The sequence below is a fragment of the Nitrospina gracilis Nb-211 genome (assembly GCF_021845525.1).
Classification (GTDB): Bacteria; Nitrospinota; Nitrospinia; order Nitrospinales; family Nitrospinaceae; genus Nitrospina; species Nitrospina gracilis_A.
In genome coordinates this window covers 1603433-1625613 of sequence record NZ_JAKJKD010000001.1, presented here as the reverse complement: position 1 = coordinate 1625613, position 22181 = coordinate 1603433, and the positions used below count along the sequence as shown (strand labels likewise).

Sequence of the window (22181 nt, the reverse complement as noted above, 5' to 3'; positions counted from 1 at the left end):
CCCAACACCACACAGGATGCTTTAGGTCATGAAGGTTTTTCCCGATAAATCGCGTTTTCTCGAACTGGCCGCCACCTGCGCACGCATGCCAGTGGTGGGCGAGCGGCGTGTGCGCGAGTTCGATCCGGCCACGGCCTATCAGCGCCTGTACGGAAAGGCGGAGCGGTCTTTTCTGTTCGAGAGCGGCAAGGGACCCGACGAGACCGCGCGCTATTCCTTCTTCGGCCGCGCCAATCAAAAAGCGATTTCCATACGCAACAATCAGTTCGCTATCCACAATAATGGCGACCGGGAAACCATTCCTTTTCCCGCGCCGGACGCACTCCGGCATTTGAATTTCGAGCCGGGATTGGATGCAATCGATTATGTCGATCATTTCTGGGGCGGCTGGGTGGGATGCCTCAGCTACGAGATGGCGCACTGGTTCGAGAACATTCAACTACGGGCCAAGGACGGACTCGACCTGCCTCTCTTGTTCTTTTTCCAGGTGGATCGTCTGTGGGTGTACGACCACCGGCAGGCGATCCTGAAATACATCGTCGCGGAAGAGATGGGCGACTCTCCCGAGACAATTTACAACCGCACCGTGGAAGAATTGGAAAACGCGTGGCGGGAAATGGATCGGCTCATTGAGAAAGTTTCGGAGTCCACCCCGAACGACGCCTCCCCTACCCCTTCCCTGCAACCGGCTTCCCTGCAATCCAACATCACGCAGGCCGAGTACGAGCGCATGGTGGAGCGCGCGAAAATTTATATCGAGGAAGGCGATATCTACCAGGCCAATCTGGCACAACGGTTGTCGGTGGAGTATGCGGGCGACCCCTTCCCCCTGTACCAGCGTCTGCGCAAAGTAAACCCGTCGCCTTTTTCCGGATATTTGAAATTCGATGGACTGGTCCTCGCAAGCTCTTCACCGGAACGGTTGGTGAAGGTGGTGAAAGACCGGGTCGAGACGCGACCCATCGCCGGCACGCGTCCGCGTGGCAAAAGCGAGGAGGAAGATGCGCGCCTGTCCGCCGAGCTCCTGCTCAACGAAAAGGAAAAAGCCGAGCATCTGATGCTGGTCGATCTCGAACGCAACGATCTTGGCCGCATTTGCGAACATGGCAGTGTCCGTGTGACCGACCTCATGTTCCTGGAACAGTATTCACATGTCTGCCACATCGTCTCCAACATCGAGGGCCGACTGCGCCCCGGTGTGGAGGTGACGGATATTCTGGCCGCGGTGTTTCCCGGCGGCACCATCACCGGCTGTCCCAAGATCCGGTGCATGGAAATCATCGACGAGCTGGAGCCCTCTCTGCGCGGACCTTACAGCGGATCGTTCGGCTACATCGGATTCGACCGCCACCTCGACCTCAACATCATCATCCGCACCATTCTTGTGCAGAACGGGCGGGCACATTTCCACGTCGGGGCGGGAATTGTTGCCGACTCGGTCCCCGAAAAAGAATGGCAGGAGACGCTCGACAAGGCGGCGGCGATGATCCAGGCGCTCAGCGGGGAGCCGGTCGGATGACGCAGGTGGTGTATGTGAATGGACGCTTCGTGCCACAGGAAGACGCGCGCATTTCCGTGTTCGACCGCGGATTCCTGTACGGCGACGGCGTGTTCGAAACCCTGCGCGCGTACCAAGGACACATCTTCCGCCTCGCCAATCATCTGGACCGACTGCACCGGTCGGCGGAGCAGATTCATCTCACCGTGCCGGAAGCGCCGGACAAACTGGAAAGCCTGCTGTATGAAACGCTCAAACAAAATGAGCTTTCCGACGCCATTCTGCGTCTCACCCTGAGCCGGGGCGAGAGCTCCGGATTCGACATTGCGCCGGATGCCCCGCCAACGCTCGTCATCACTGCCCGCCCCGTGGAGTCGTTGCCGGAAGCACGTTACCGCGATGGCGTGTCGGTCCTGCTGGTTCCCGACAGCGCACCGCACCTGCCCGGCGCCGCTCAGCAGGCGAAGTCGGCAAACTTCCTGCCTTATATTCAGGCCCGGCGCATGGCGCGCGAGGCGGATCACTGGGACGCCGTCCTGCTCAACCACCGGGGCGAGGTGTGCGACGCCTCCACAAGCAATGTGTTTGTGGTGCATGACGGTACGCTCAAAACGCCGCCGCTTAATGAATACGTGCTGGCGGGCATCACGCGCAAGGCGGTGCTGGAGCTGGCGCGGCGTTTGGGCCTGGAGGTGCGGGAGGAAACGCTTCTGGCGTCCGACCTGCTACAGGCCGACGAGGTTTTCCTCACCAATACGGGAATCGAATTGCTTCCCGTCACCCGGGTGAACGACACGGCCATCGGGACGGGAAAGCCGGGTGGGGTCACAGCGCGATTGCACGCGGAATTTTTAAAATCGATTGAGTCTGAGTGAAGGTGCATTATAATTGCACGCATTTGAATTGAACCGGAATGGACACGCTATGAATGCAAAGGATTTGTACGAGGACACTCCGCGCGGAGTGATCGTCGATAAAAAAATGAATCTGGAATGGTTGCCGAAGGACGCCCGCGGCGATCTCGGCAAGTGGGTGACCTGGGACGAGGCGAACTACTATATCCAGACGATGCGTAACGTTTATGCTGGCGGACATGCCGACTGGCGCCTGCCGACCAAAGAAGAGGCCTTGAGTCTCTATGATGAGGAATTGTCGCTGGAAGACTGGGAGGGCGAGACGGTGTACATCCATCCCGCTTTCGTGAAAAAATGCGGACGCATTATCTGGACCTCGGAGGTCAACGAGGAAGGCCAGGCCTGCGCGGTGAATTTGCAGGACGGCACTGCCGAGTTCGTGGACAAGATGAATCGCGACGAATACACCGCGCGGCTGGTGCGGTCTCCCAATTCCAAAGGAAAATAAAAGTCACCTTGGCGCGGCGCTCTGCCAGAACGTGCGCGCATCCAGCGCCCCGGCCTTCGACTGCCGGTACGCTTCTCCCTGCACCGACGCTTCCTGCACGCCGTCATCGGTGGGCATCACCACTTTGGTGTCGCAATGTTTGGTGCGGGTGAAGCCGTTGAACAGCGATGCCATCGTCTCCGGCTTGAGGTTCAGCGGAAACCGCCGGGCGATACGCGTTTCTTTTTTCGGATCGTGGAGATCGATGCACAGCGCGCCGTCCTCCAGCCAGTACTCGATGTTCTGCCCTTCTTCCTGTCCCGGTACGAACACCGTGTCGTCCACCTTGATGGCGAACGCGGTGCTGACGCGTCCTTTAATCCAGACTTTTCCCGTGTCCTTGATTTCCGCCATGAATCCGAAAGTAAGTTGGGGTGGCTTTTGACTTAAAATGGCTTTTATACCATAATTTTTGTTTTCAAAAGCCTTGGGAGTGGAAAAATCCTTGGACTCGCCGCTGGAACGCCGCCTGCAAAAAGAACTGGAGCAACGCCGCAAAGACAACCTCCTGCGTACGCTGAAGGTGGCTGAATCCTGTCGCCTGAACCTGTCGAGCAACGACTACCTGCAACTGCGCACCGACCCGGACGTCGTTGCCGGAGCGCGCCAGGCGCTGGAAGAATATGGGGCCGGGAGCGGCGCATCTCCCCTGCTCTATGGCTACCTGCCCTGCCACGAGCAACTTCTCGACGCGTTACTCAAATGGAAGCGCAAACCGGCGGGGCTGGTGTTCAACACCGGCTTCATGGCCAACCAGGCGGTGCTCAAACACCTGCCGGGTCCGCAGGACCTCGTGCTCGTGGACAAACTCATCCACCACTCGGTCATCCAGGCCATCGTGCAGGGCCGGGCCGATTACAAACGCTACTCGCACCTCGATCTCAATCACCTGGAAGAATTGCTGGAGAAAAACAAGGGTACGTACGAAACGGTGTTCGTGGTCACCGAAAGCGTGTTCAGCATGGACGGCGATTACCCGGACCTCAAAGCCCTCGTGGAATTGAAACAGCGTTTTGATTTCGTGCTGGTGCTGGATGAAGCGCACGGCACTGGGGTGTTCGGTAAAACCGGCGGCGGGCTGGCTGAAGAGACGGGCGTGCTGGATCATGTGGACATCCTGGTCGGCACGCTGGGCAAGGCGCTGGCCAGCATGGGGGCGTACGTGCTGACCGCGTCGCAGACGGTGGTCGATCACCTCATCAACCATGCGGGCGAGTTCATTTACTCCACCTACCTTGCCCCGGCCTGCGCCGGAGCGGCGTCCGCGGCCATCGGCAGGGTTCGGTCAATGAACACGGAGCGGCAACGCCTGCGTAAAAACGCTGCATGGTTCCGCGACGAACTGGTCAAGGGCGGATGGACGACGAACGCGTTCGATTCGCAGATCGTGCCGGTGATCGTGGGCGATCCCGACCGCGCGCTGGCCCTGCGCGACCGCCTGTTGGGAAAAGGCATGTTGACGGGAGCGGTGCGCCCGCCGACGGTGCCGCCGAACTCGTCGCGCCTGCGTCTATCGTTTCACAGCGGCATCACGCAGGAAGATATGCATGAACTTCTGGAGATTTTGAACACATGCCGAACGGTTTGAACATCACCCTCATCAGCGGCTGGGCCATCCCGGAAGCCTGGCTGAAGGCTCTGACGCAACCGTTCTGTCCGGCGGCGACGGTGCACGGCGTGTACCCGCAAGACCCGTTCGACGCGGAGGAGGCGAAACGGATTTTGCAGACCTCTGCCCCGGATGTCGTCATCGGGTATTCGCTGGGCAGTCTGTGGCTCCTGCATCACCGCGAACATCTGCCGGAGACGGCGGTCAAAATCCTGATGGCCCCCATCCTCGCATTCAAGCAGGAGGCGGGTCTGGGTGGGAAAATTCCGTCGGGCCAGCTGGAGTTTTTTCTGCGGACGGTCGAACGCACCCAGGATCTGCCGACGGTGCTGGGCGACTTCATGGCGCTGGGCGACATCGTTCTGCCGCCGGAAGCGAAGGTCGGCATCCCGGAGCGGGACACGCTGTTGCGAGGCCTTCAGTTTCTGCGCGACGTGTCGGCAACGCCCGATGCCGTGGCCAGGTTCCATGCCGTGCTGGGCGACCGCGATCCGTTCACCGACGCCACCGCCCTGCAATCACTGGTTCCGTCGTTGAAGGTGGTCAACGATTGCGGGCACCATCCAGAATCCTTGTTGCAGACCATTTTCCAACTTCCCGCCGCCTCATCCGAGAAACGCATTTAACTCTTCTTCCCCCTGCCGTTAGAAAGTACAATCCACTGTATGAACGCAAATCACAAAACCAGCCGCGGGCGCGGCGAAGACGAGTTCGAATCGAGCCTCATCCAGAGCTTTTCCAAACACGTCCGCACCTACGACAAAAACGCGCAGTTGCAGAAGACCATGGCCGAGCGGCTGGCGGCGCTGTTGCCCCCCACCCTGCCCGAGCCGGTGCTGGAACTGGGTTGTGGCACGGGACTGTTCACCCGGCACCTGCTGACGCGCGGCGCGGAGAAATTGATCCTGAACGACATCGCCCCGGCGATGATCGAGTACCTGAAGGAACACCTCGACCTGCCTGAGGCAACGCGTTTCGTGGAAGGCAATGCGGAGCGGCTGGAGTTTCCGCCAGCCGGGTTGATCGCCGCCAACGCGGTGTTTCAATGGTTTCAACATCCACAGCACACGCTGGAGACTCTGCATCGCAGTCTGCCCCAGGGTGGGCAGATCGTGTTCAGCACGTTCGGTCCGGAAACCCTGCAGGAGTTCCGCGACTCCGGCGGGCTGGAGGGTCCCACCCACCTCCTGTCGCTGGATAAATGGAAAGCCTTGCTCACCCGGTGCGGGTTTCAGTGGCAGGCGGCCGAGCGCGAAAGCCGCGAGATCTTCTTTCCCGGCACACGTCACCTCATCCGCAACCTGCAACAGATCGGCGCCGCGCCGCTTCGCATGATGAAGACGGGAGAACTGCGCCGCCTGATCGAGACCCACGACCGCAACTTCTCCACTCCGCAGGGCGTGTACACCCACTGGGAGTTGTATTACTTCTCGGCGGTGAAAAAATAATCGGATTAAAATCCAGCAGGAGTTACTTGCGGGTGGCGACCATGACGTGCGAGCCTTCGTCCAGTTTGTGGGTCTGGAACTTGTGGAATCCGGCTCTGGTGAGCAGGTGCTCGGTTTCCGAAAACGTGTAGGTCTTGCCTGTCTCGGTGAACAACAGCATGGTGAGGGAGAACATCGCCGCTTCGTACGGCGCGGTGCGGTCCTCGTTCAAAAAGAAATCCACAATGGCCAGCCGGCCGCCGGGTTTGAGCGCCTTGTGGATTTTTTTGAGGAGCTGGCGGTTCTCGGCGGGGTTGTAGATGTGCAGGATGTTGGAGAACAGCACGGTGTCGAATCCGTTGCCATAGTCCGTGTCAAACAGGTCGCCGGGCTTCATGGTGAACCGGCTGAAAAACTTTTCTTTTCCGAACAACGCCCGCGCCACGTTGCAGGCGGCGTCGCGGTCCAGAAGTGTGGCCTCGGCTTTTTTGTCCTTACGTAGAACGGCGGCGCAGTAGGAGCCGGGGCCTCCGCCCAGGTCGAGGAATTTGCCGATGGATTTTTTCTTGGCCAGGAGCGTAGCGATTTTGGCGGCGTAAGGCTCGCTCCGCTCGTGCATGGCGTAGGAGAAGCAGTGGCGGAACTCCGGGTCGTCACCGTCCTCGAACGCTGTCAGGTCGCGCCCTTTGCGGATGGTCTGGATCAGCTGGTTCCACTCATCGTTTTTCTCCATCTTCAGATGAGCGGTGCCTTTTTTGTAATCCGGGCTGGTCCGGCAGAAGTGCTTGTACATCTCCGCCGTGTTGGCGAACTTGCCGTCCTTCGTTTTGCTGAGCGCGCCCAGCGCCACCAGTGCGTGCAGGAGTGCGGACATGCCTTCGTCCTGCGCCTCTGCCTTGCGGGCGATTTGCCGGACCGTCAACTCCTTCCTGTCGAGGATGGAAAACACATCGAACTCGAGCGCCGCCAAGAGAACCCGCGCGTCTTCCAGCGCGTCGATGGTGTTGACGAATTTTTGGTAGGTGAGCATGAGGCGCCTCCCGGTTATTCGTTCAGCAACGGCTCGATGAGGTCACTCAGATTCAAGCCTGACCCAAACAGTTTGTGCCTGAGGATACCCTGTTTGTCAATCAGGATCGTGGACGGCGTGCCGCGCAGTCCGTACCGGTCAAAAGTGCTGGCGTCGTATTCTTTTTTCTCCAGGTACTGTTTGATCTGGGTTTTGACCGCGTTCAGGGTGTGGCCCGGCATATCCCGATAGTCGGGAAAGTCGCGCGCCAGAAAGGCTTCGATTTCCTCCGGCGTCGCCCCGCCCTGGCGTTTCACCAGCCGGTCCCACGCCAGCGGAAAAGGAATGGAAAAGGTCAGCCGGCCGTTCTGCAACATGCCGCTGTTCTGCAGGTAGGCGAGCGTCTCGCCCACCACCTCTCCGGTGTGTGCCAGCTTTTTCAGATTTTCCAGATTGTTGAAGCGGTAATCCTCGAACGCCGTGGCGAGCCCCCATATCTTCAACGGCTGTCCCTGAAACTCCTGGTGCACCGCGAGGACTTCCGGAAATCCGCCGACGAAACAGCCGGGGCAGTTGACCTGAAACACCGTAACGAGGATTACGTTGCCACGTTCCCGGTCGATATTGGAGGCTTCGCCCTGCACCCACTCGGCTACATCGAGATTGGGCGCGGGTTGGTTAACTTGCGACATCGGGTTTCTTTCCCTGGGTGATGAGTATGAGGTTTTGCAGGATGGAGAGCAGTTCGCCGGTGGGTTTTTCATCCAGAGCTTTCTGCAGAATCCACAAGGCGCGGCTTTTTTGTCCGTCCAGATTGTATATCATGCCGAGCATGGCGTGGGCCACCAGCCATTTGTCGGTGGAGGGGTGTTCTTCCACGATGGGATCAAAATAGGATTTGGCCTTTTTGTAGTCCCGCAGGCGGTAGTAATTGGACCCCAGCCCGAACAGGATGTTGTCATGCAGGTTGGGCGGAAACTCGGTGGCCAGCACGCGGTTGAACACGGCGATACTTTCCGCATAGCGCGCGTCGCGGAACAGGCGGATGGCAAGCTGGTATTCATCCGGACGAAACCGCCGTTCCTCGCGCCGCTTGCGGATGGCCTCCAACTCCTCCTTCAAAAGCGCCACCGCCTCGCCGGATTTTTGCAGTTCATCCACATTGCCCTGATGGATGGCGTCAATATCGCTCAGGTCCTCCGAGAACCGCGCATTCCACTGGTGGTATTGCGGGGTCTGGAAGGCGATCAGGTTTTCCAGAATGATCTCCTCGCCCAGCGTGTGGGCATAACGCATGAACAACTTTTCCAGGTCGGAGCTCATCGCGTCCAGCACCTGCTGGCGGCGGTGTCGCGCGGCCAGTTCTTCCTCGCTGGGCGGAGTCCAGATGTGCATCTCCGCCGGGTCGATGGGTGGCGGTGGAGGGGGCACCTGGACCTCTTCTTGCGGCGGTACCGACACGGAATGCGCGCAAGCCCCGAGAAAAAAAACCGTTACCAGCATTGCTATTTTAAAAAGGCGTTTCATTACATTAATGAGTATAATATTGTCGAACGTAGTCAGTTTAGATTAGAACCACCTATAAATCAAGCACTTAGCTGATGAAAAGCTATTACAACATTCTGGGTGTGGAGCGCGGCGCTTCTCAGGACGAAATCAAAAAAGCGTATCGGAAGCTCGCCCTCAAATACCACCCCGATCGCAACAAGAACGATCCGGAGGCCGAAAACCGCTTCAAGGAAATCAGCGAGGCCTACGCCGTTCTGAGCGACAAGGACAAGCGCAAGAAATACGACGCCTACGGTGCGGAAGGATTTCGCCAGCGCTATTCGCAGGAAGACATTTTCCGCGATTTCGATCTGGACGAGATCCTGCGCAATTTCGGCTTTGGCGGATCGCCGGGGTTTGGAGGCGGTTTCGGCCAGTTCTTCGGCGGACAAGGTGGAGGGTACCCCGACCAGTTCGGCCCGGGCATGGGACGCCAGCCCCGGCGCAACAAGGGCGCGGACATGCTGAGCGACATCACCATCACCTTCGAGGAAGCCGCGCTGGGCGCGGAAAAACGGTTTTCCGTGGACCGGCCCACCGGCCGCGAGGACACCAATCTCAAAATTCCGGCGGGTATCTCCGAAGGCAAAAAACTGCGCCTGAGCGGCAAGGGGCATCCCGGAATAAATGGAGGGCCTCCCGGCGACCTGTATTTCCGTGTACACGTCCAGCCCCATCCCCTGTTCACGCGGGAAGGCGACAACATCCTCGTCGAGCAGATGATCGGCTTGACCGATGCTCTTCTCGGCACCACCATCCAAGTCCCCACGCTGGAAGGCGCCAAGCAGGTGAAGGTGCCGGCAGGCACCCAGCCCAATTCCAAATTGCGGTTGAAGGAGTTGGGTGTTCGCTCCAGCAATGGCAAGCGCGGCGATCAGTTGGTGAAAATCAAGGTGGCCCTGCCCAAGGATCTGACCGAGGAGCAAAAAAAGCTCATCCAGAAAATGAAAGAAGCAGGCTTATAATTCTTTAAAATAAATAAAATTTGCGGTTCATATCGCCGTCCGCGGTGATCCTTATTTCGCTTTAACTCATTTAATTTTCATCTGGTCACGGAGTGTTGGTATGGCAAAAGTGGTGTTTCAACCGGACAACGTCACACACGAGTGTGAGGACGGCATGTCTTTGATCGATATATGTGAAGAAGTGGAGGTTTCCCTTTCCTTTGGTTGCACCGAGGGCACCTGCGGGGTGTGCGAGTTGACGGTGGTGGAGGGACGCGAAAACCTGTCGAAGATCACGGAGGAAGAAAAGGATTATCTGTATGAAGAGGATCTGGAAGCCGGCATGCGTCTGGGGTGCCAGATGAAGGTGCGGAAAGGCGACGTGATCCTCACATGGAAGGGCAACCGCGCCAAGTAACCGGACTCATTTCCATTCGGGGGGCGTTCCCCCTCCCGGTTTCCATAGAATTTCATCATCGCCGCAGACTTTCGCCAGCCAGCGGCCCAGCACGTAAAAGGCATCGGACAGGCGGTTGATGAACGGCCCCACCTGCGGCCCGATATCCTCCTTGCGGGAGAGCGCGATGATCTCCCGCTCGGCCCTGCGGCATACGGTGCGGCACTGGTGCAAAAACGCCAGCGGCAGGCGTCCGCCCGGCAGGGTGAAGCTTTTGAGCGGTTCGAGGTCGCGGTTCATCGCATCCATCCATGACTCCATCCACGCCACCTGCTCTTCCTTGACGCCGATGCTCATCTTCCTGCCTGTATTCGGATCGGTCGCCAGTTCGCTTCCCAGATCGAACAGCCATTGCTGGATGGCGGCCAGGGTCTGGTCCACCCGTTCCCGCTCTGTTTCCACAGGGATCTGATCCAGCGTGCTTCGCACCAGCCCCACCAGGCTGTTGAGTTCGTCCACCGTCCCGTAGGCCTGCACGCGGGGATGATCCTTCGGCACGCGCACCCCGCCGACGAGCGAGGTTTCGCCCTTGTCCCCCTGCTTGGTATAAACTTTAGTGATGCGGACCAAATTGCCACCCTTTCCTTTAAAGCACCCAAAGCAAATCCGCTTGACTTGCTTCCGGACAGTGGATATATTCAGACAACGTATAGACCTCTTTAAGACAGTCCTGTGAGATTGTCAAGGGATCCGGAATGATAGAACAAATACCTTCACATACGATGATTCCTCCAAGGGTGTATGCACCCGTGGGGGATTTTTTTTGCCCGCGGCCGGCAAAGGCGGACCAATGACATCCACGGTCCTCAATGCCGACGACATCCAGCGCGCCATCACCCGCATCGCCCACGAAATTCTGGAAAAGAACAAAGGCATCGACAAGCTTGCCCTGGTGGGCATCCGCACCCGGGGTGTGACTTTCGCCGAGCGCCTGCGGGCCAAAATCCAGGAAATTGAAAAGGCCCAGGTGGATCTGGGCATTCTCGATATCACGCTTTATCGGGATGACATCGGCGCCGCCAAACAGAAACCGGAACTGAAAAAGACGGCCATCGACTTTCCATTGGAAGGCCGCAAGATTGTGCTGTGCGACGATGTGCTGTTTACCGGCCGCACCATCCGCGCCGCCATCGACGCCATCATGGACTTTGGCCGCCCGGCGCTGGTGCAACTGGCGGTGTTGGTCGACCGCGGCCACCGCGAACTGCCCTTCCGCCCCGATTATGTCGGCAAGAACATCCCCACCTCGCGTGAAATGCGGGTGCAGGTGGAACTGAAGGAAATCGACGGGAAAGACCGCGTCGTGGTGCAAAACAAGGAATGATGAAATGACGGGTTTGAGTTGCAGAGACATTCTGGGAACCGAATCGCTGACGCCGGAGGACATTCAACTGATCCTCGATACGGCGGAATCGTTCCGCGAAGTCTCGACGCGTCCGATCAAAAAGGTGCCCACCCTGCGCGGACGCACCGTCATCAACCTGTTTTTCGAGCCCAGCACACGCACCCGCACATCGTTTGAGATCGCGGGCAAGCGCATGAGCGCCGACGTCATCAACATTTCGGGCTCCACCAGCAGTACGGTGAAAGGCGAGAGCCTGCTCGACACGGCATACAATCTGGAAGCGATGAGCCCGGACCTTCTGGTGGTGCGTCATTCGGAATCGGGCGTGCCGCACATGATCGCGTCGCACATCAAGACACCGGTCATCAACGCCGGTGACGGTCAGCACGAGCACCCGTCGCAGGCACTGCTGGACCTGCTCACCATCCGCCAGCGGGTGAAAAAGCTGGACGGCCTGAACGTGCTCATCGTCGGCGATATCGCCCACAGCCGCGTGGCGCGGTCCAACATCCACGCCATGAAAAAATGCGGCATGAACGTAACTCTGGTGGGCCCGCCCACCATGATTCCGGTGGGCATTGAGAAGCTGGGCGTACGGGTGTCGTACAACCTCGCCGATGCGGTGGAGGACGCCGACGTCATCATGATGCTCCGCATCCAGATGGAGCGGCAAAAACAGCACCTGTTCTCCAGCATCCGCGAATATGCGAACCTGTTCTGCCTGACACAGGACAAACTGAAAAAAGCCAGAAAGGATGTATTGATCATGCACCCCGGTCCCGTCAACCGCGGCGTGGAAATCGCCCTCGACGTCATGGAAAGCCGCCATTCAGTCATCCTTCACCAGGTCAACAACGGCGTCGCCGTGCGCATGGCCCTCATGTTTCTTCTTCTGGGAGGCGGCGATGAAACTGCTCATTAAAAACGGACGGGTGATCGACCCCGCCAACGGCCGCGACGGACAGTTCGACGTGCTGGTGGAAAAAGGCCGCATCCAGAAAGTCGCCCCGCAGGGCAAGCTCCCAAAAGCCGAGACCGACGGCGCGAAGGAAATCGACGCGAAAGGGTGTGTGGTCACGCCGGGTTTCCTCGACATGCACGTGCATTTCCGCGAGCCGGGTTTTGAGTACAAGGAAACGATCCAGACGGGATGCGAGTCCGCCGCCGCCGGGGGGTTCACCACCGTCGCCATGATGCCCAATACGAATCCGGTGAACGACACGCGGTCGGTCACCGAGTTCATGCTGGCTCAGGCGCGGGCGCATGGCATCATCAACGCCCTGCCCATCGGCGCCATCACCCGGGGGCTCAAAGGGGAAGAGTTGACGGACATGAAGGACTTGAAAGACGCCGGTGCCTTGGCCTTGTCCGACGACGGCCGGCCGGTGATGAGCAACCAGCTCATGCGCCGCGCGTTTGAATACAGCCGCATGTGCGACCTGCTCCTCATCCAGCACAGCGAAATCCTCGACCTCACCAAAGGCGGGTGCATGCATGAAGGTTCAGTTTCCACTGAACTGGGGCTGGGCGGCATGCCGCACGAGGCGGAGGACATCATGGTCTATCGCGATATCGCCCTGCTGGAGAAAACCGGAGGTCGACTCCACGTCGCCCACATCAGCAGTGGCAACTCCGTGGAGCTGGTGCGGCGGGCGAAGAAACAGGGATTGCCTGTAACCACGGAGGTCGCGCCGCATCATTTCATGCTGACCGACGCCGCCGTGCGCGGCTACGACACGAATACCAAGATGAGCCCACCGTTGCGGTCCGACGGCGATATCGAACGCATCAAGGAAGGCCTGGCCGACGGCACCATCGACATGATCGCCACCGACCACGCCCCGCACGACGTGGTGGATAAACAGGTGGAGTACGCGCATGCGTGTTTCGGCGTGGTGGGGTTGGAAACCGCCCTGCCCCTGAGCCTCAAGCTGGTCGAAGAAAAAGTGATCACTCTGCCGCAGATGGTGGAGAAGCTGACGTCGCGCCCGGCGGAGGTGTTCCGCCTCGACAAGGGCACGTTGACCGAGGGCCGGGACGCGGACATCACCATCTTCGATCCCGAAGCGGAGTACACGGTGGATGTGATGAAGTTCAAATCGAAAAGCAAAAACTCGCCGTTTCACGGATGGCAGGTGAAAGGCAAAGTTACGCACACAATCTACCGGGGCAAGGTGGTTTACACAAACCCATCTTGACCGCATAAAGGTTTCTCAAAATGGAAGCGATTCTGGCATTGGAAGACGGACGGATTTTCCGCGGACGCATGTTCGGCGCGGAAAAGGAAGTCGCCGCCGAAGTGGTGTTCAACACCAGCATGGCGGGATATCAGGAGGTGTTGACCGACCCCTCCTATTGCGGCCAGATGGTGGTGATGACCTATCCGCTCATCGGCAACTACGGCATCAATCCCGAAGACTACGAGTCCGAACGCCCATATCTCTCCGCCTTCATCATTAAAGAATTGAGCGGCATTCCCAGCAACTGGCGCTCGACGGAAACACTGGACGCGTTTTTGAAGCGGCACGGGGTGGTGGGCTTGCAGGGACTCGACACCCGCGCCCTCACCCGGCACATCCGGGAAAAGGGTGCGCAGAGAGCGGTGATCTCCAACGATGTATCGAATCCGCAGGCGCTGGTGGAAAAAGCGAAGCAGGCGCCGGAGATGGTCGGACGCGACCTCGTAAAAGAAGTGACTTGTGAACAGCCCTATCTCTGGGAAGAGGGAGACTGGGATCTGCACAAAGGGTATACCCGCTTCGAACGCAAGGCCGGAACAAAACCCTATTTTGTGGTGGCGCTGGACCTCGGCATCAAGTACAACATCCTGCGGCGCCTCACGCAGACCGGATGCCGTGTGACGGTTGTGCCCGCCACCACCAAGGCGGAGGAGATTTTGAAACTTCAGCCTGACGGCGTGTTTTTGAGCAACGGACCTGGCGACCCTTCGGCGGTGACATATGCCATCGACACCGTGCGCGCGCTCATCGGCAGGGTGCCGATCTTCGGCATCTGCCTGGGGCATCAGATCCTGAACCTCGCTCTCGGTGGCAGTACGTACAAACTGCGCTTCGGGCATCACGGCGGCAACCAGCCGATCATGGACTCGGAAACGAGGAAGGTGGAGATCACCTCGCAGAACCACGGCTTCGCCGTGGATGCGGCTACCACGCAATCCGATGTCGAAATCATTTCCCTCAACCTGAACGATCAGACCGTCGAAGGCATTCGCCACAAAACCCTGCCGGTGTTTTCGGTTCAGTATCATCCCGAAGCCGCACCGGGACCGCAGGACTCCTCATACCTTTTCGAACGGTTTGTTCAAATGATGAAGCAGGCTTCATGATCCGGGAAAAACTCAATAAATTGATCGAGGACATCAGCCAGTCCCACTCGATGGATGACATTTATCAGGCCAAGAAGGACTATCAGGCTGTGTCGGGTGAGATCTTCGAGGATGACAAATCGTACGAAGCACGTATGGGTTTGTTCCTGGAATGGTTTGCGTTCGACCGCCCCATTAACGGAAGCGAAACTCCTTTGGACCAGTTTCTGCAGAATCATTCGGAATCGGTTTCCGAGGAGGACCGGGAGTTGTGTGAGGGGCTGAAGCAAAGCCGTCACAGTTTGTTTCTGATGAAAAAGTCGGGCAGCGGTCAGGTGGTGGTGAACGATCTGTTTGAAGACGAAAAACTGGTGGTGAAAGAAGACGAAGGAAAATTGTTTTTCAACAAGGACGATGTGTTTGAAGCGCGTCTTCTCCCCTTCCGCAAGCAGTATTTTTTTACCGAAAACTTCTGCCATCATCCTCGGGCAACGTACAAATATATCCTGTCCAAAGTGAAACCGATCATCGCGGAGGAAAGACAGGATCACAAAAGCCTGAAGAAAATGAACAAGGACTGGGCTTCGCTCAAAAAGGAAATCGACGGGCTCGCTCGTGATATCGAAAAGCTGTCTCTCAAGCGCGACGGCACCGACTCTGAAAAGAAGAAAGAAAAGCTGAGCCAGAAACTGGAAGCTCTCAATGCGGAGAAGCTCCAGTTGGAGATCCGCTTTTACGAGCTTCAAAACAGGATGGAAGACCTGGAAACCAACAAGATCCGCATTGGCCATCGCGCCCGGCGGTTTTCACTCATGAAACAACTTGCCTACATGAGCCTCAAGTGGGAACGCTACCACAACGTGGACGTTAGGGATATTTACCGCGACTGATGCCAAAACGAACCGACCTGAAACGAATCATGATCATCGGGGCCGGGCCCATCATCATCGGGCAGGCCTGCGAATTTGACTACTCCGGAACGCAGGCCTGCAAAGCACTCAAGGAGGAAGGCTACGAAGTCATCCTGCTCAACAGCAACCCGGCCACCATCATGACCGACCGCGAATTCGCACACCGTACGTACATCGAGCCGGTGACGCCGGACGTGGTGGAGCGCATCATCGCGAAGGAACGTCCGGACGCCCTGCTTCCCACCATGGGCGGGCAGACCGGACTCAATACCGCACTGGCGGCGGCGGAACGCGGCGTCCTGGATCGGTATGAAGTGGAGATGATCGGCGCCAACGTGCAGACCATCAACAAGGCGGAGGATCGCAACCTGTTCAAGCAGGCAATGGAAAAGATCGGCCTGCAATCCGCGCCCAGCGGCTTTGCCACATCCATTCAGGAAGCCTGGGACATCGTGAAAGGCACCGGGTTTCCCGCCATCATCCGTCCATCGTTCACGCTCGGTGGTTCCGGTGGCGGCGTGGCCGAAACGGAAGCGGAGTTCGAGGCGCTGGTGAAACGCGGCCTGTACGCCAGCCCCACGCACACGGTACTCATCGAGAAGTCGCTCATCGGCTGGAAGGAATACGAACTCGAGGTCATGCGCGACATCCGCGACAACGTGGTGATCGTCTGCTCCATTGAAAACTTCGATCCCATGGGCATCCATACCGGGGACAGCATCACCGTCGCCCCGGCGCAGACCTTGACGGACAAGGAATACCAGATCATGCGCAATGCCGCCATCGATATCATCCGCGAGATTGGCGTCGAGACGGGTGGCTCCAACATCCAGTTTGCCACCGACCCAAAGACGGGCGAGATGATCGTGATCGAGATGAACCCGCGCGTGTCGCGCAGTTCCGCCCTGGCATCCAAAGCAACGGGATTTCCCATCGCCAAGATCGCGGCGAAGCTGGCTGTCGGGTACACGCTGGATGAAATCCAGAACGACATCACCCGGGAAACGCCGGCGTCGTTCGAACCGACCCTGGATTACTGCGTGGTGAAGATTCCCCGTTTCACGTTCGAGAAATTTTTCAAGACCCCTCCCCTCTTGACCACGCAGATGAAATCGGTGGGCGAGGCCATGTCGATTGGCCGCACGTTCAAGGAAGCTCTGCAAAAAGCCCTGCGCTCACTGGAAATCGGAATTTGCGGGCTGGAGGAAAACTTTGAATCGAAGCAGGAGGTCCAGCACCAGCCCATTGAAGACCACGGAGAGTTGAAAAAGATGCTGGTCCTGCCGCACTGGGACCGGTTGTGGCATGTGGCGGCGGCGCTTCGTCGCGGCATTTCCATTGATGAGGTTTATGGGTTGACGGGCATCGACCCGTGGTTTCTTTACAACCTGCAGGAGATCATCCATTTTGAACAAGCTCTGGAAGGCCTGAAGAGTTGCGGCGCTCTGGACGAGCCGGCATTGCGGCAGGCCAAGCAGTACGGATTTTCCGACTTGTATCTGGCAAAGCTGTTGAATTGCAAGGAAGCGGACATCGCCGCCCGGCGTGCGGAGTTCAATCTTTATCCCGTATACAAACGCGTCGATACCTGCGGTGCCGAGTTTGAGGCGCACACGCCATACCTTTATTCCACTTACGAGGAAGAGTGCGAGGCCGCTCCTACGGACCGGAAAAAGATCATGATCCTGGGCGGCGGCCCCAACCGCATCGGCCAGGGTATCGAGTTCGACTACTGCTGTGTGCATGCCGCATTCGCGTTGAAGGAAGACGGATACGAGACCATTATGGTCAACTGCAATCCGGAGACGGTGAGCACCGATTACGACACCTCCGACCGTCTGTACTTCGAGCCGCTGACCTTCGAAGATGTCATAAACATCGTGCGCGTGGAAAAACCGGACGGCGTCATCGTCCAATTCGGCGGACAGACGCCGTTGAAACTCGCCGTGTCGCTGGCCAAGGCGGGTGTGCCGATCATTGGCACCAGCCCGGACAACATCGACCGCGCGGAAGACCGCGAGCGCTTCAAGGCCGTGCTCGACAAGCTGGGGCTCAAGCAACCCAACAACGGAATCGCAACTTCTTTCGCACAGGCCAAGAAGATTGCCGACGACATCGGTTATCCCGTGGTGGTGCGGCCGTCTTACGTGCTGGGCGGGCGCGCCATGGAGATCGTGTACACGCAGGAATCGCTGGACCGCTACATGAAGCACGCGGTGAAAGCCTCGCCGGAACATCCCATTCTCATCGACGATTTCCTGGAGAATGCCACCGAGGTGGATGTCGATGCCATCTCCGACGGAACCGACGTGGTGATCGGCGGCGTGATGGAACACATCGAGGAAGCCGGGATCCATTCCGGCGACAGCGCCTGCTCCCTGCCGCCGTTTTCTATCGATGCCGAGATCATTGACGAGATCAAGCGCCAGACCAAAGCACTCGCGCGGGAACTGCAGGTGGTGGGCCTCATCAACATCCAGTTCGCCATCAAGGACAAGGACATTTATGTGCTGGAAGTGAACCCGCGCGCCTCCCGCACCGTACCTTTTGTCAGCAAGGCCATCGGCATCCCACTGGCCAAGCTCGCCGCCCGCGTGATGGCCGGCAAGACGCTGAAGGCGCTCAATTTCACTGAAGAAGCCGTGGTGCCTCACATTGCCGTGAAGGAATCGGTGTTTCCCTTCATCAAGTTTCAGGAAGTGGATGTGCTGCTGGGGCCGGAGATGAAATCGACCGGCGAGGTGATGGGCCTCGACTCCAGCTTCGGCAAGGCATTCGCCAAGTCGCAGATCGCCACCGGCACGCCACTGCCCACGGAGGGTACGGTATTCGTCAGCGTGAAAGATGCCGACAAGCCTGCAACGGTGGAGGTGGTCAAGCGGCTTGCCGAGCAGGGTTACCACATGCTGGCCACGCGGGGCACGGCGAAATACTTGCAGGACCGCGGATTCGAGGTGACCGCCATCAACAAGGTGAAAGAAGGGTCGCCGCATATCGTGGATGCCATCCAGAACGGCGAGGTCGATTTCGTCATCAACACCACCTTCGGCGAACAGGAGGTGAAGGATTCCTTTTCCCTGCGCCGCGCCTCGCTGGCCAAGAACCTGCCCTACTTCACCACCATCTCCGGTGCGTACGCGCTGGTCGGCGCATTGAAAGCCATCCGTGAGTCCTCGTTGGATGTGTGTTCTTTACAGGAATACTGGCAGGACCAGGAACAACGCCGTCAGTAGGAAAAAGTCCACTGGACGAGGTCGAACAGGTTGAAGTGCGCCATCCGGTTTTGAAAACGCGGCACTTCCAGGACAGGTGATGTGAAGGGTGCTTTTTCTTTTTCGGCGGCCTTCAGTTGATCCATTTCCGCGTGGGTCACCGCTTTTATCTTGTTTTGCTTTTTCCAGTCCGGCAGGGGGGCCAGCTTCGAGGCCCGCACAATGTACCCCTGCTTGAAATTTTCACCGGCCCGCATGAGGCCAATGGCGAAGCCCGGTTGCACCTCGGCAATGCGGATGGCCCCCACTTTTTTATACCGGTGGCCCAAGTCTTCCTGGTTCAAGGGGTCCCGATACTCAGAAGAAACCTGGAAAACCTGAAAGGTATCGCCCACCTCCACGCCGTTGTGTTGGCCGAGGTTCACAAACACCTGTTGCTCATCCTCTTCCTGTTGAAGAAACACGACCTGCCCTTCCAGGAACCGCTCGTTGGCAAACGTGAAAACCTGCTCCAGCGCATGGCTTGTGATGTGGTCGAGCACCTGCCCCATGGCGGTGCGGTAGAAATCCCCGTGAAAAGGATCGAGCGACGACGGCGTTTCACCGATTGCGAGGTCTCCGTTGACGGAACGAAAAGTGTAGCTTTCTTTCCCAAAAGTCCTTCCGGTGAACCCATTGACGATCTCAAATTCGATTTCCGCCAGGGCGGTGAGTTTTTCTTCCTTCGCGGGACCCGTGGTCTCCTCGAATGAAAGACGGGGCCGGGGCGGTGGCCGCTCTCCGGGTTCGAAGCGCAGAATGCGCGTTTGCAGGATAAGCTGAGACGATCCTTTGGCGAATTTCTTATCCCCTCCGATGGCCGCCCCCATTTCCGTTGTCGGCTTCCCGCTGGCAGGGGAAACGATCAATAACCGGGATTTTTCAATTTTCCTGACGAGGATTTCCGTAATCAAAGCACTCGGGTCGAAGGCACGGGCCCAGCCGGATTCATTTTTCGCAGGCGCAACGGTGATTTTCTTGAGATAATACGCCTCCGCCCGGCTGGAGAAAGCCAGGCAGATCGCCACAACGGCAAGCCCGGTCAGAAAACATGGTTTGGGTAAACGCATCACCCCTCCTGCGGCCGGGCTTCATCCTGTGCGGATTCCCGGAAACTTGAGATGACATTAAATTCAGATATTTCCACAGCTTGACAACTCTCGAACCCAAAGTACAATACAGCGCATGAAAAAGCTCTCTATACTTATCGTTCTGTTTTTCACTTTCTTTATATTTCCAAGTCCCGTTCTTGCTGAAAATCCCCCGGAAGGCATGGTGAAAATCCCCACGGGATGTTTCATGATGGGGACAAACAACGTGTATGAGTACGAAGTGGGGCGCAAAAACGACCGCGAGCGGCCCGTACACCAGGTTTGCATCGATTCGTTTTATCTGGATAAATACGAGGCCACGCAGAAGGAATACGTGGAGGTCATGGGCAAAAATCCGTCTTATTTCCCCGACGACAACCTGCCCGTCGAGCATGTGAAGTTCAAGGACGCGCAGGAATACTGCTCCCTGCGGGGCAAGCGCCTGCCCACTGAAGCGGAATGGGAATACGCGGCCCGGGCGGGAGGCAACGACGATTACCCCTGGGGGCCGGAGATCGACGGCGACTATGTCTGGTACGACCTCAACTCGACCCGCAAGCCGCATCCCGTCGGTACCCGCAAACCAAATGCTTTCGGCGTGCACGACATGCTGGGAAGCGTGTGGGAATGGGTGAGCGACTGGTATTCTGACCACTATTACGAAGTCAGCCCGCGAGACAATCCGCAGGGCCCGCGTGAACGCCAAAGCTGGCGTGTGGTCCGTGGCGGTTCCTGGGTGGACGATCCCAGCAATATCCGCGTCACCGTCCGCTATCGGGGAGATTCCGATGGCACCTATCATTTCCTGGTGGGTGTGCGCTGTGCCCGGGACCTCAAGCCTGCCCCCTGAAAACATACTGGGACCGGCGATCATTCCATGAAATGAGGCCGCAACCTTCTTCCTTTTCTTGAACCTTGGACCGCAAAACCGCCAGCAGATTGTTTCAGAAGTTGAGCCGCCGCTTTCCCGAAGCGAAATCGGAGTTGCAGTACGAGACGCGTTTTCAGCTTCTGGTGGCGGTGATTCTGAGCGCGCAGGCGACGGACATCTCCGTGAACGCCGCCACGCGCACTCTGTTCCCCAAATACCCCACACCGGATGCCATGCTGAAGGCCGGGGAAAAGGGTCTGCTTCAGCACATCCGCCGTATCGGCCTGGCTCCCACCAAGGCAAAAAACATCATCAAAACCTGTAAGATTCTGCTCGAAAATCACGACGGAGAAGTACCTGAGGATCGCGAAGCGCTGGAGAGCCTGCCGGGAGTCGGACGCAAAACGGCAAACGTGGTGCTGAACGAAGGCTTCGATCACCCCACCATCGCCGTGGACACGCATGTGTTCCGTCTGTCCAATCGCACCGGCCTTGCGCCCAGCAAAAACACCGTGGAAACGGAAAGGAAGCTTCTGGAAATCGTTCCCGACAAATGGAAGCCGAACGCTCACCGGTACCTCATCATGCAGGGGCGTTACGTGTGCAAGGCCAAAAACTACAACTGCTCCGAGTGTGTCATCGTTAAGGAATGTGAGTTTCCCGATAAACGGTTTTTACCGAAGGAATCGGGTAAGTTAAAATGACAGCATGAAGCCCAACCTCATCAAATCTCACCAGCAGATTTTAAACCGCGTCCAAGCCGCCGCCCCCGCGGACTCCATCCTGAACACGCTGGGCACCCTGGAGATCGGTAATTCCCGGTATCCCCTGGTGCACCTCACCATCGGCGCCGGTGCGCCTAAAAAGGTTTTGATCTCCGGAGGCATTCACGGTGACGAACCTGCGGGAGTGGAAGCGGTCTGTGCTTTTCTCGAAAAAAAATTCTACGAACCCTACCTGGGGGAATGGGAGTTTCAGATCCTGCCCTGCATCAACCCCACAGGCTTTGAGGCGGGAACGCGGGAAAACCACGCGGGCGAAGATTTGAACCGCACGTTTCATTGGGACCGTCCCAGCCTGGAGGTGGTGTGCGTGAAAACCGTATTCGACAATGGTCCCTTCGACCTCGATCTCGAACTGCACGAAGATGTGGACAGTGCCGGGTATTACTTGTACCAGAAGGACCAGAGCGATTCCGTATCCGGACTGGGACGGCGGATTCTGGACGCGGTCGAAACGGTGATGCCGCTGGACGAGAATGAGAAGATTGAAGAATCCCGCGCCGACCGGGGTTTGTTGGCGCGGCTCAAGGGTCCGGAAGAAATGGAATTCTGGCCCATGGCCATTTACGCATACGTGCAGGGTTGCCGCCACATGTTCACCATGGAAACGGCAGGCCGTTTCCCCATGCAACAACGCATAGAAGCGCACCTCAAGGGTATGGAGACAGCCCTCCGGGAATTCTCTCAGGGTTCCTGACGGGGATTGACGGGG

General features: G+C 58.0%; 23 protein-coding genes. 17 read left to right on the top strand and 6 right to left on the bottom strand.

The annotated features are described in order from the left end of the window. The first annotated feature begins 28 nt into the window (after positions 1-28). From J2S31_RS07705 to J2S31_RS07695, 3 genes are read left to right on the top strand one after another with little or no spacing between them, the layout of a single operon-like run. Positions 29-1519, top strand: a complete 1491-nt coding sequence (locus J2S31_RS07705) for an anthranilate synthase component I family protein (protein WP_237098505.1) — start codon at positions 29-31, stop codon at positions 1517-1519. Beyond that, positions 1516-2373 carry an aminotransferase class IV gene (locus J2S31_RS07700; protein WP_237098504.1) on the top strand — a complete coding sequence of 286 codons (858 nt, stop codon included), beginning with the start codon at positions 1516-1518 and terminating at the stop codon, positions 2371-2373. The genes J2S31_RS07705 and J2S31_RS07700 overlap by 4 nt, the downstream gene beginning before the upstream one ends. Before the next feature lie 49 nt (positions 2374-2422). Further along, positions 2423-2860, top strand: a complete 438-nt coding sequence (locus J2S31_RS07695; protein WP_237098503.1) for an Lcl C-terminal domain-containing protein — start codon at positions 2423-2425, stop codon at positions 2858-2860. 3 nt (positions 2861-2863) lie between these two features. Here the strand turns inward: J2S31_RS07695 and J2S31_RS07690 are convergent, their stop codons facing one another. Beyond that, positions 2864-3253 (bottom strand): hypothetical protein, encoded by a 390-nt coding sequence (locus tag J2S31_RS07690; protein ID WP_237098502.1) that lies wholly within the window; start codon positions 3251-3253, stop codon positions 2864-2866. Positions 3254-3344: 91 nt separating this feature from the next. Here J2S31_RS07690 and J2S31_RS07685 point away from each other — a divergent pair, with 91 nt between their 5' ends. Genes J2S31_RS07685 through J2S31_RS07675 form a run of 3 tightly spaced genes read left to right on the top strand, consistent with a single transcriptional unit; the run spans position 3345 to position 5956 of the window. After that, positions 3345-4487 (top strand): aminotransferase class I/II-fold pyridoxal phosphate-dependent enzyme, encoded by a 1143-nt coding sequence (locus J2S31_RS07685; RefSeq protein WP_237098501.1) that lies wholly within the window; start codon positions 3345-3347, stop codon positions 4485-4487. Beyond that, positions 4472-5134, top strand: a complete 663-nt coding sequence (locus J2S31_RS07680; RefSeq protein ID WP_237098500.1) for an alpha/beta hydrolase — start codon at positions 4472-4474, stop codon at positions 5132-5134. Before J2S31_RS07685 ends, J2S31_RS07680 begins: the two co-directional genes overlap by 16 nt. Before the next feature lie 39 nt (positions 5135-5173). Next, a complete protein-coding gene (locus J2S31_RS07675; RefSeq protein ID WP_237098499.1) occupies positions 5174-5956 on the top strand; it encodes a methyltransferase domain-containing protein in 783 nt (260 codons plus the stop codon). A gap of 22 nt (positions 5957-5978) precedes the next feature. Here J2S31_RS07675 and J2S31_RS07670 read toward each other — a convergent pair whose 3' ends face one another. From J2S31_RS07670 to J2S31_RS07660, 3 genes are read right to left on the bottom strand one after another with little or no spacing between them, the layout of a single operon-like run. Next, complete coding sequence (locus J2S31_RS07670) at positions 5979-6965, bottom strand: acetylserotonin O-methyltransferase (protein ID WP_237098498.1); 987 nt, start codon at positions 6963-6965, stop codon at positions 5979-5981. Positions 6966-6979: 14 nt separating this feature from the next. Further along, on the bottom strand, positions 6980-7636 hold the full coding sequence (locus J2S31_RS07665) for a TlpA family protein disulfide reductase (protein WP_237098497.1): 657 nt from the start codon (positions 7634-7636) through the stop codon (positions 6980-6982). Further along, the gene (locus J2S31_RS07660) at positions 7623-8375 is read right to left on the bottom strand and encodes a tetratricopeptide repeat protein (RefSeq protein ID WP_237098496.1); all 753 of its coding nucleotides are present in this window, start codon (positions 8373-8375) and stop codon (positions 7623-7625) included. Before J2S31_RS07660 ends, J2S31_RS07665 begins: the two co-directional genes overlap by 14 nt. Before the next feature lie 170 nt (positions 8376-8545). On the opposite strand from J2S31_RS07660, the gene J2S31_RS07655 reads away from it, so the two are divergent. Further along, positions 8546-9457 (top strand): DnaJ C-terminal domain-containing protein, encoded by a 912-nt coding sequence (locus tag J2S31_RS07655; RefSeq protein WP_237098495.1) that lies wholly within the window; start codon positions 8546-8548, stop codon positions 9455-9457. A 100-nt stretch (positions 9458-9557) separates the two neighbouring features. After that, complete coding sequence (locus J2S31_RS07650; RefSeq protein WP_237098494.1) at positions 9558-9854, top strand: 2Fe-2S iron-sulfur cluster-binding protein; 297 nt, start codon at positions 9558-9560, stop codon at positions 9852-9854. Between the two features lie 6 nt (positions 9855-9860). Here the strand turns inward: J2S31_RS07650 and J2S31_RS07645 are convergent, their stop codons facing one another. Further along, the gene (locus J2S31_RS07645; protein ID WP_237098493.1) at positions 9861-10463 is read right to left on the bottom strand and encodes a cob(I)yrinic acid a,c-diamide adenosyltransferase; all 603 of its coding nucleotides are present in this window, start codon (positions 10461-10463) and stop codon (positions 9861-9863) included. A gap of 220 nt (positions 10464-10683) precedes the next feature. Here J2S31_RS07645 and pyrR point away from each other — a divergent pair, with 220 nt between their 5' ends. The 6 genes from pyrR to carB are packed head-to-tail and all read left to right on the top strand — an operon-like array spanning position 10684 to position 18707. Further along, entirely contained in the window at positions 10684-11217 is a 534-nt protein-coding gene (gene pyrR / locus J2S31_RS07640) for a bifunctional pyr operon transcriptional regulator/uracil phosphoribosyltransferase PyrR (protein ID WP_237098492.1), read from the top strand. A 4-nt stretch (positions 11218-11221) separates the two neighbouring features. Next, on the top strand, positions 11222-12160 hold the full coding sequence (locus J2S31_RS07635) for an aspartate carbamoyltransferase catalytic subunit (protein WP_237098491.1): 939 nt from the start codon (positions 11222-11224) through the stop codon (positions 12158-12160). After that, positions 12144-13436 carry a dihydroorotase gene (locus tag J2S31_RS07630; RefSeq protein WP_237098490.1) on the top strand — a complete coding sequence of 431 codons (1293 nt, stop codon included), beginning with the start codon at positions 12144-12146 and terminating at the stop codon, positions 13434-13436. Before J2S31_RS07635 ends, J2S31_RS07630 begins: the two co-directional genes overlap by 17 nt. Positions 13437-13456: 20 nt before the next feature. After that, entirely contained in the window at positions 13457-14584 is a 1128-nt protein-coding gene (carA, locus tag J2S31_RS07625) for a glutamine-hydrolyzing carbamoyl-phosphate synthase small subunit (RefSeq protein ID WP_237098489.1), read from the top strand. Continuing rightward, the gene (locus tag J2S31_RS07620; RefSeq protein ID WP_237098488.1) at positions 14581-15453 is read left to right on the top strand and encodes a hypothetical protein; all 873 of its coding nucleotides are present in this window, start codon (positions 14581-14583) and stop codon (positions 15451-15453) included. Before carA ends, J2S31_RS07620 begins: the two co-directional genes overlap by 4 nt. Next, positions 15453-18707, top strand: a complete 3255-nt coding sequence (gene carB, locus J2S31_RS07615; protein ID WP_237098487.1) for a carbamoyl-phosphate synthase large subunit — start codon at positions 15453-15455, stop codon at positions 18705-18707. Before J2S31_RS07620 ends, carB begins: the two co-directional genes overlap by 1 nt. On the opposite strand, the gene J2S31_RS07610 is transcribed toward carB, so the two are convergent. Further along, positions 18701-19795 carry a FlgT C-terminal domain-containing protein gene (locus J2S31_RS07610; protein WP_237098486.1) on the bottom strand — a complete coding sequence of 365 codons (1095 nt, stop codon included), beginning with the start codon at positions 19793-19795 and terminating at the stop codon, positions 18701-18703. The two genes, carB and J2S31_RS07610, sit on opposite strands and share 7 nt — an antisense overlap. A gap of 115 nt (positions 19796-19910) precedes the next feature. Between J2S31_RS07610 and J2S31_RS07605 the strand changes: the two genes are divergently transcribed. From J2S31_RS07605 to J2S31_RS07595, 3 genes are all read left to right on the top strand, one after another. Then, positions 19911-20666 carry a formylglycine-generating enzyme family protein gene (locus J2S31_RS07605; RefSeq protein ID WP_272908661.1) on the top strand — a complete coding sequence of 252 codons (756 nt, stop codon included), beginning with the start codon at positions 19911-19913 and terminating at the stop codon, positions 20664-20666. A gap of 65 nt (positions 20667-20731) precedes the next feature. Then, a complete protein-coding gene (gene nth, locus J2S31_RS07600; RefSeq protein WP_237098484.1) occupies positions 20732-21391 on the top strand; it encodes an endonuclease III in 660 nt (219 codons plus the stop codon). 4 nt (positions 21392-21395) lie between these two features. After that, positions 21396-22166: a M14 family metallopeptidase gene (locus J2S31_RS07595; protein ID WP_237098483.1), complete on the top strand. Its 771-nt coding sequence runs from the start codon at positions 21396-21398 to the stop codon at positions 22164-22166. Positions 22167-22181: the final 15 nt, after the last annotated feature.

Coding starts and splice junctions, on each gene's coding strand:
- J2S31_RS07670 (WP_237098498.1), bottom strand. CDS start 6,965: ATGCTCACCTACCAAAAATTCGTCAACACCATCGACGCGCTGGAAGAC.
- J2S31_RS07610 (WP_237098486.1), bottom strand. CDS start 19,795: ATGCGTTTACCCAAACCATGTTTTCTGACCGGGCTTGCCGTTGTGGCG.
- J2S31_RS07650 (WP_237098494.1), top strand. CDS start 9,558: ATGGCAAAAGTGGTGTTTCAACCGGACAACGTCACACACGAGTGTGAG.
- J2S31_RS07700 (WP_237098504.1), top strand. CDS start 1,516: ATGACGCAGGTGGTGTATGTGAATGGACGCTTCGTGCCACAGGAAGAC.
- J2S31_RS07665 (WP_237098497.1), bottom strand. CDS start 7,636: ATGTCGCAAGTTAACCAACCCGCGCCCAATCTCGATGTAGCCGAGTGG.
- J2S31_RS07705 (WP_237098505.1), top strand. CDS start 29: ATGAAGGTTTTTCCCGATAAATCGCGTTTTCTCGAACTGGCCGCCACC.
- carA (WP_237098489.1), top strand. CDS start 13,457: ATGGAAGCGATTCTGGCATTGGAAGACGGACGGATTTTCCGCGGACGC.
- J2S31_RS07595 (WP_237098483.1), top strand. CDS start 21,396: ATGAAGCCCAACCTCATCAAATCTCACCAGCAGATTTTAAACCGCGTC.
- J2S31_RS07635 (WP_237098491.1), top strand. CDS start 11,222: ATGACGGGTTTGAGTTGCAGAGACATTCTGGGAACCGAATCGCTGACG.
- carB (WP_237098487.1), top strand. CDS start 15,453: ATGCCAAAACGAACCGACCTGAAACGAATCATGATCATCGGGGCCGGG.
- J2S31_RS07620 (WP_237098488.1), top strand. CDS start 14,581: ATGATCCGGGAAAAACTCAATAAATTGATCGAGGACATCAGCCAGTCC.
- J2S31_RS07655 (WP_237098495.1), top strand. CDS start 8,546: ATGAAAAGCTATTACAACATTCTGGGTGTGGAGCGCGGCGCTTCTCAG.
- J2S31_RS07695 (WP_237098503.1), top strand. CDS start 2,423: ATGAATGCAAAGGATTTGTACGAGGACACTCCGCGCGGAGTGATCGTC.
- pyrR (WP_237098492.1), top strand. CDS start 10,684: ATGACATCCACGGTCCTCAATGCCGACGACATCCAGCGCGCCATCACC.
- J2S31_RS07680 (WP_237098500.1), top strand. CDS start 4,472: ATGCCGAACGGTTTGAACATCACCCTCATCAGCGGCTGGGCCATCCCG.
- J2S31_RS07605 (WP_272908661.1), top strand. CDS start 19,911: ATGAAAAAGCTCTCTATACTTATCGTTCTGTTTTTCACTTTCTTTATA.
- J2S31_RS07690 (WP_237098502.1), bottom strand. CDS start 3,253: ATGGCGGAAATCAAGGACACGGGAAAAGTCTGGATTAAAGGACGCGTC.
- J2S31_RS07675 (WP_237098499.1), top strand. CDS start 5,174: ATGAACGCAAATCACAAAACCAGCCGCGGGCGCGGCGAAGACGAGTTC.
- J2S31_RS07630 (WP_237098490.1), top strand. CDS start 12,144: ATGAAACTGCTCATTAAAAACGGACGGGTGATCGACCCCGCCAACGGC.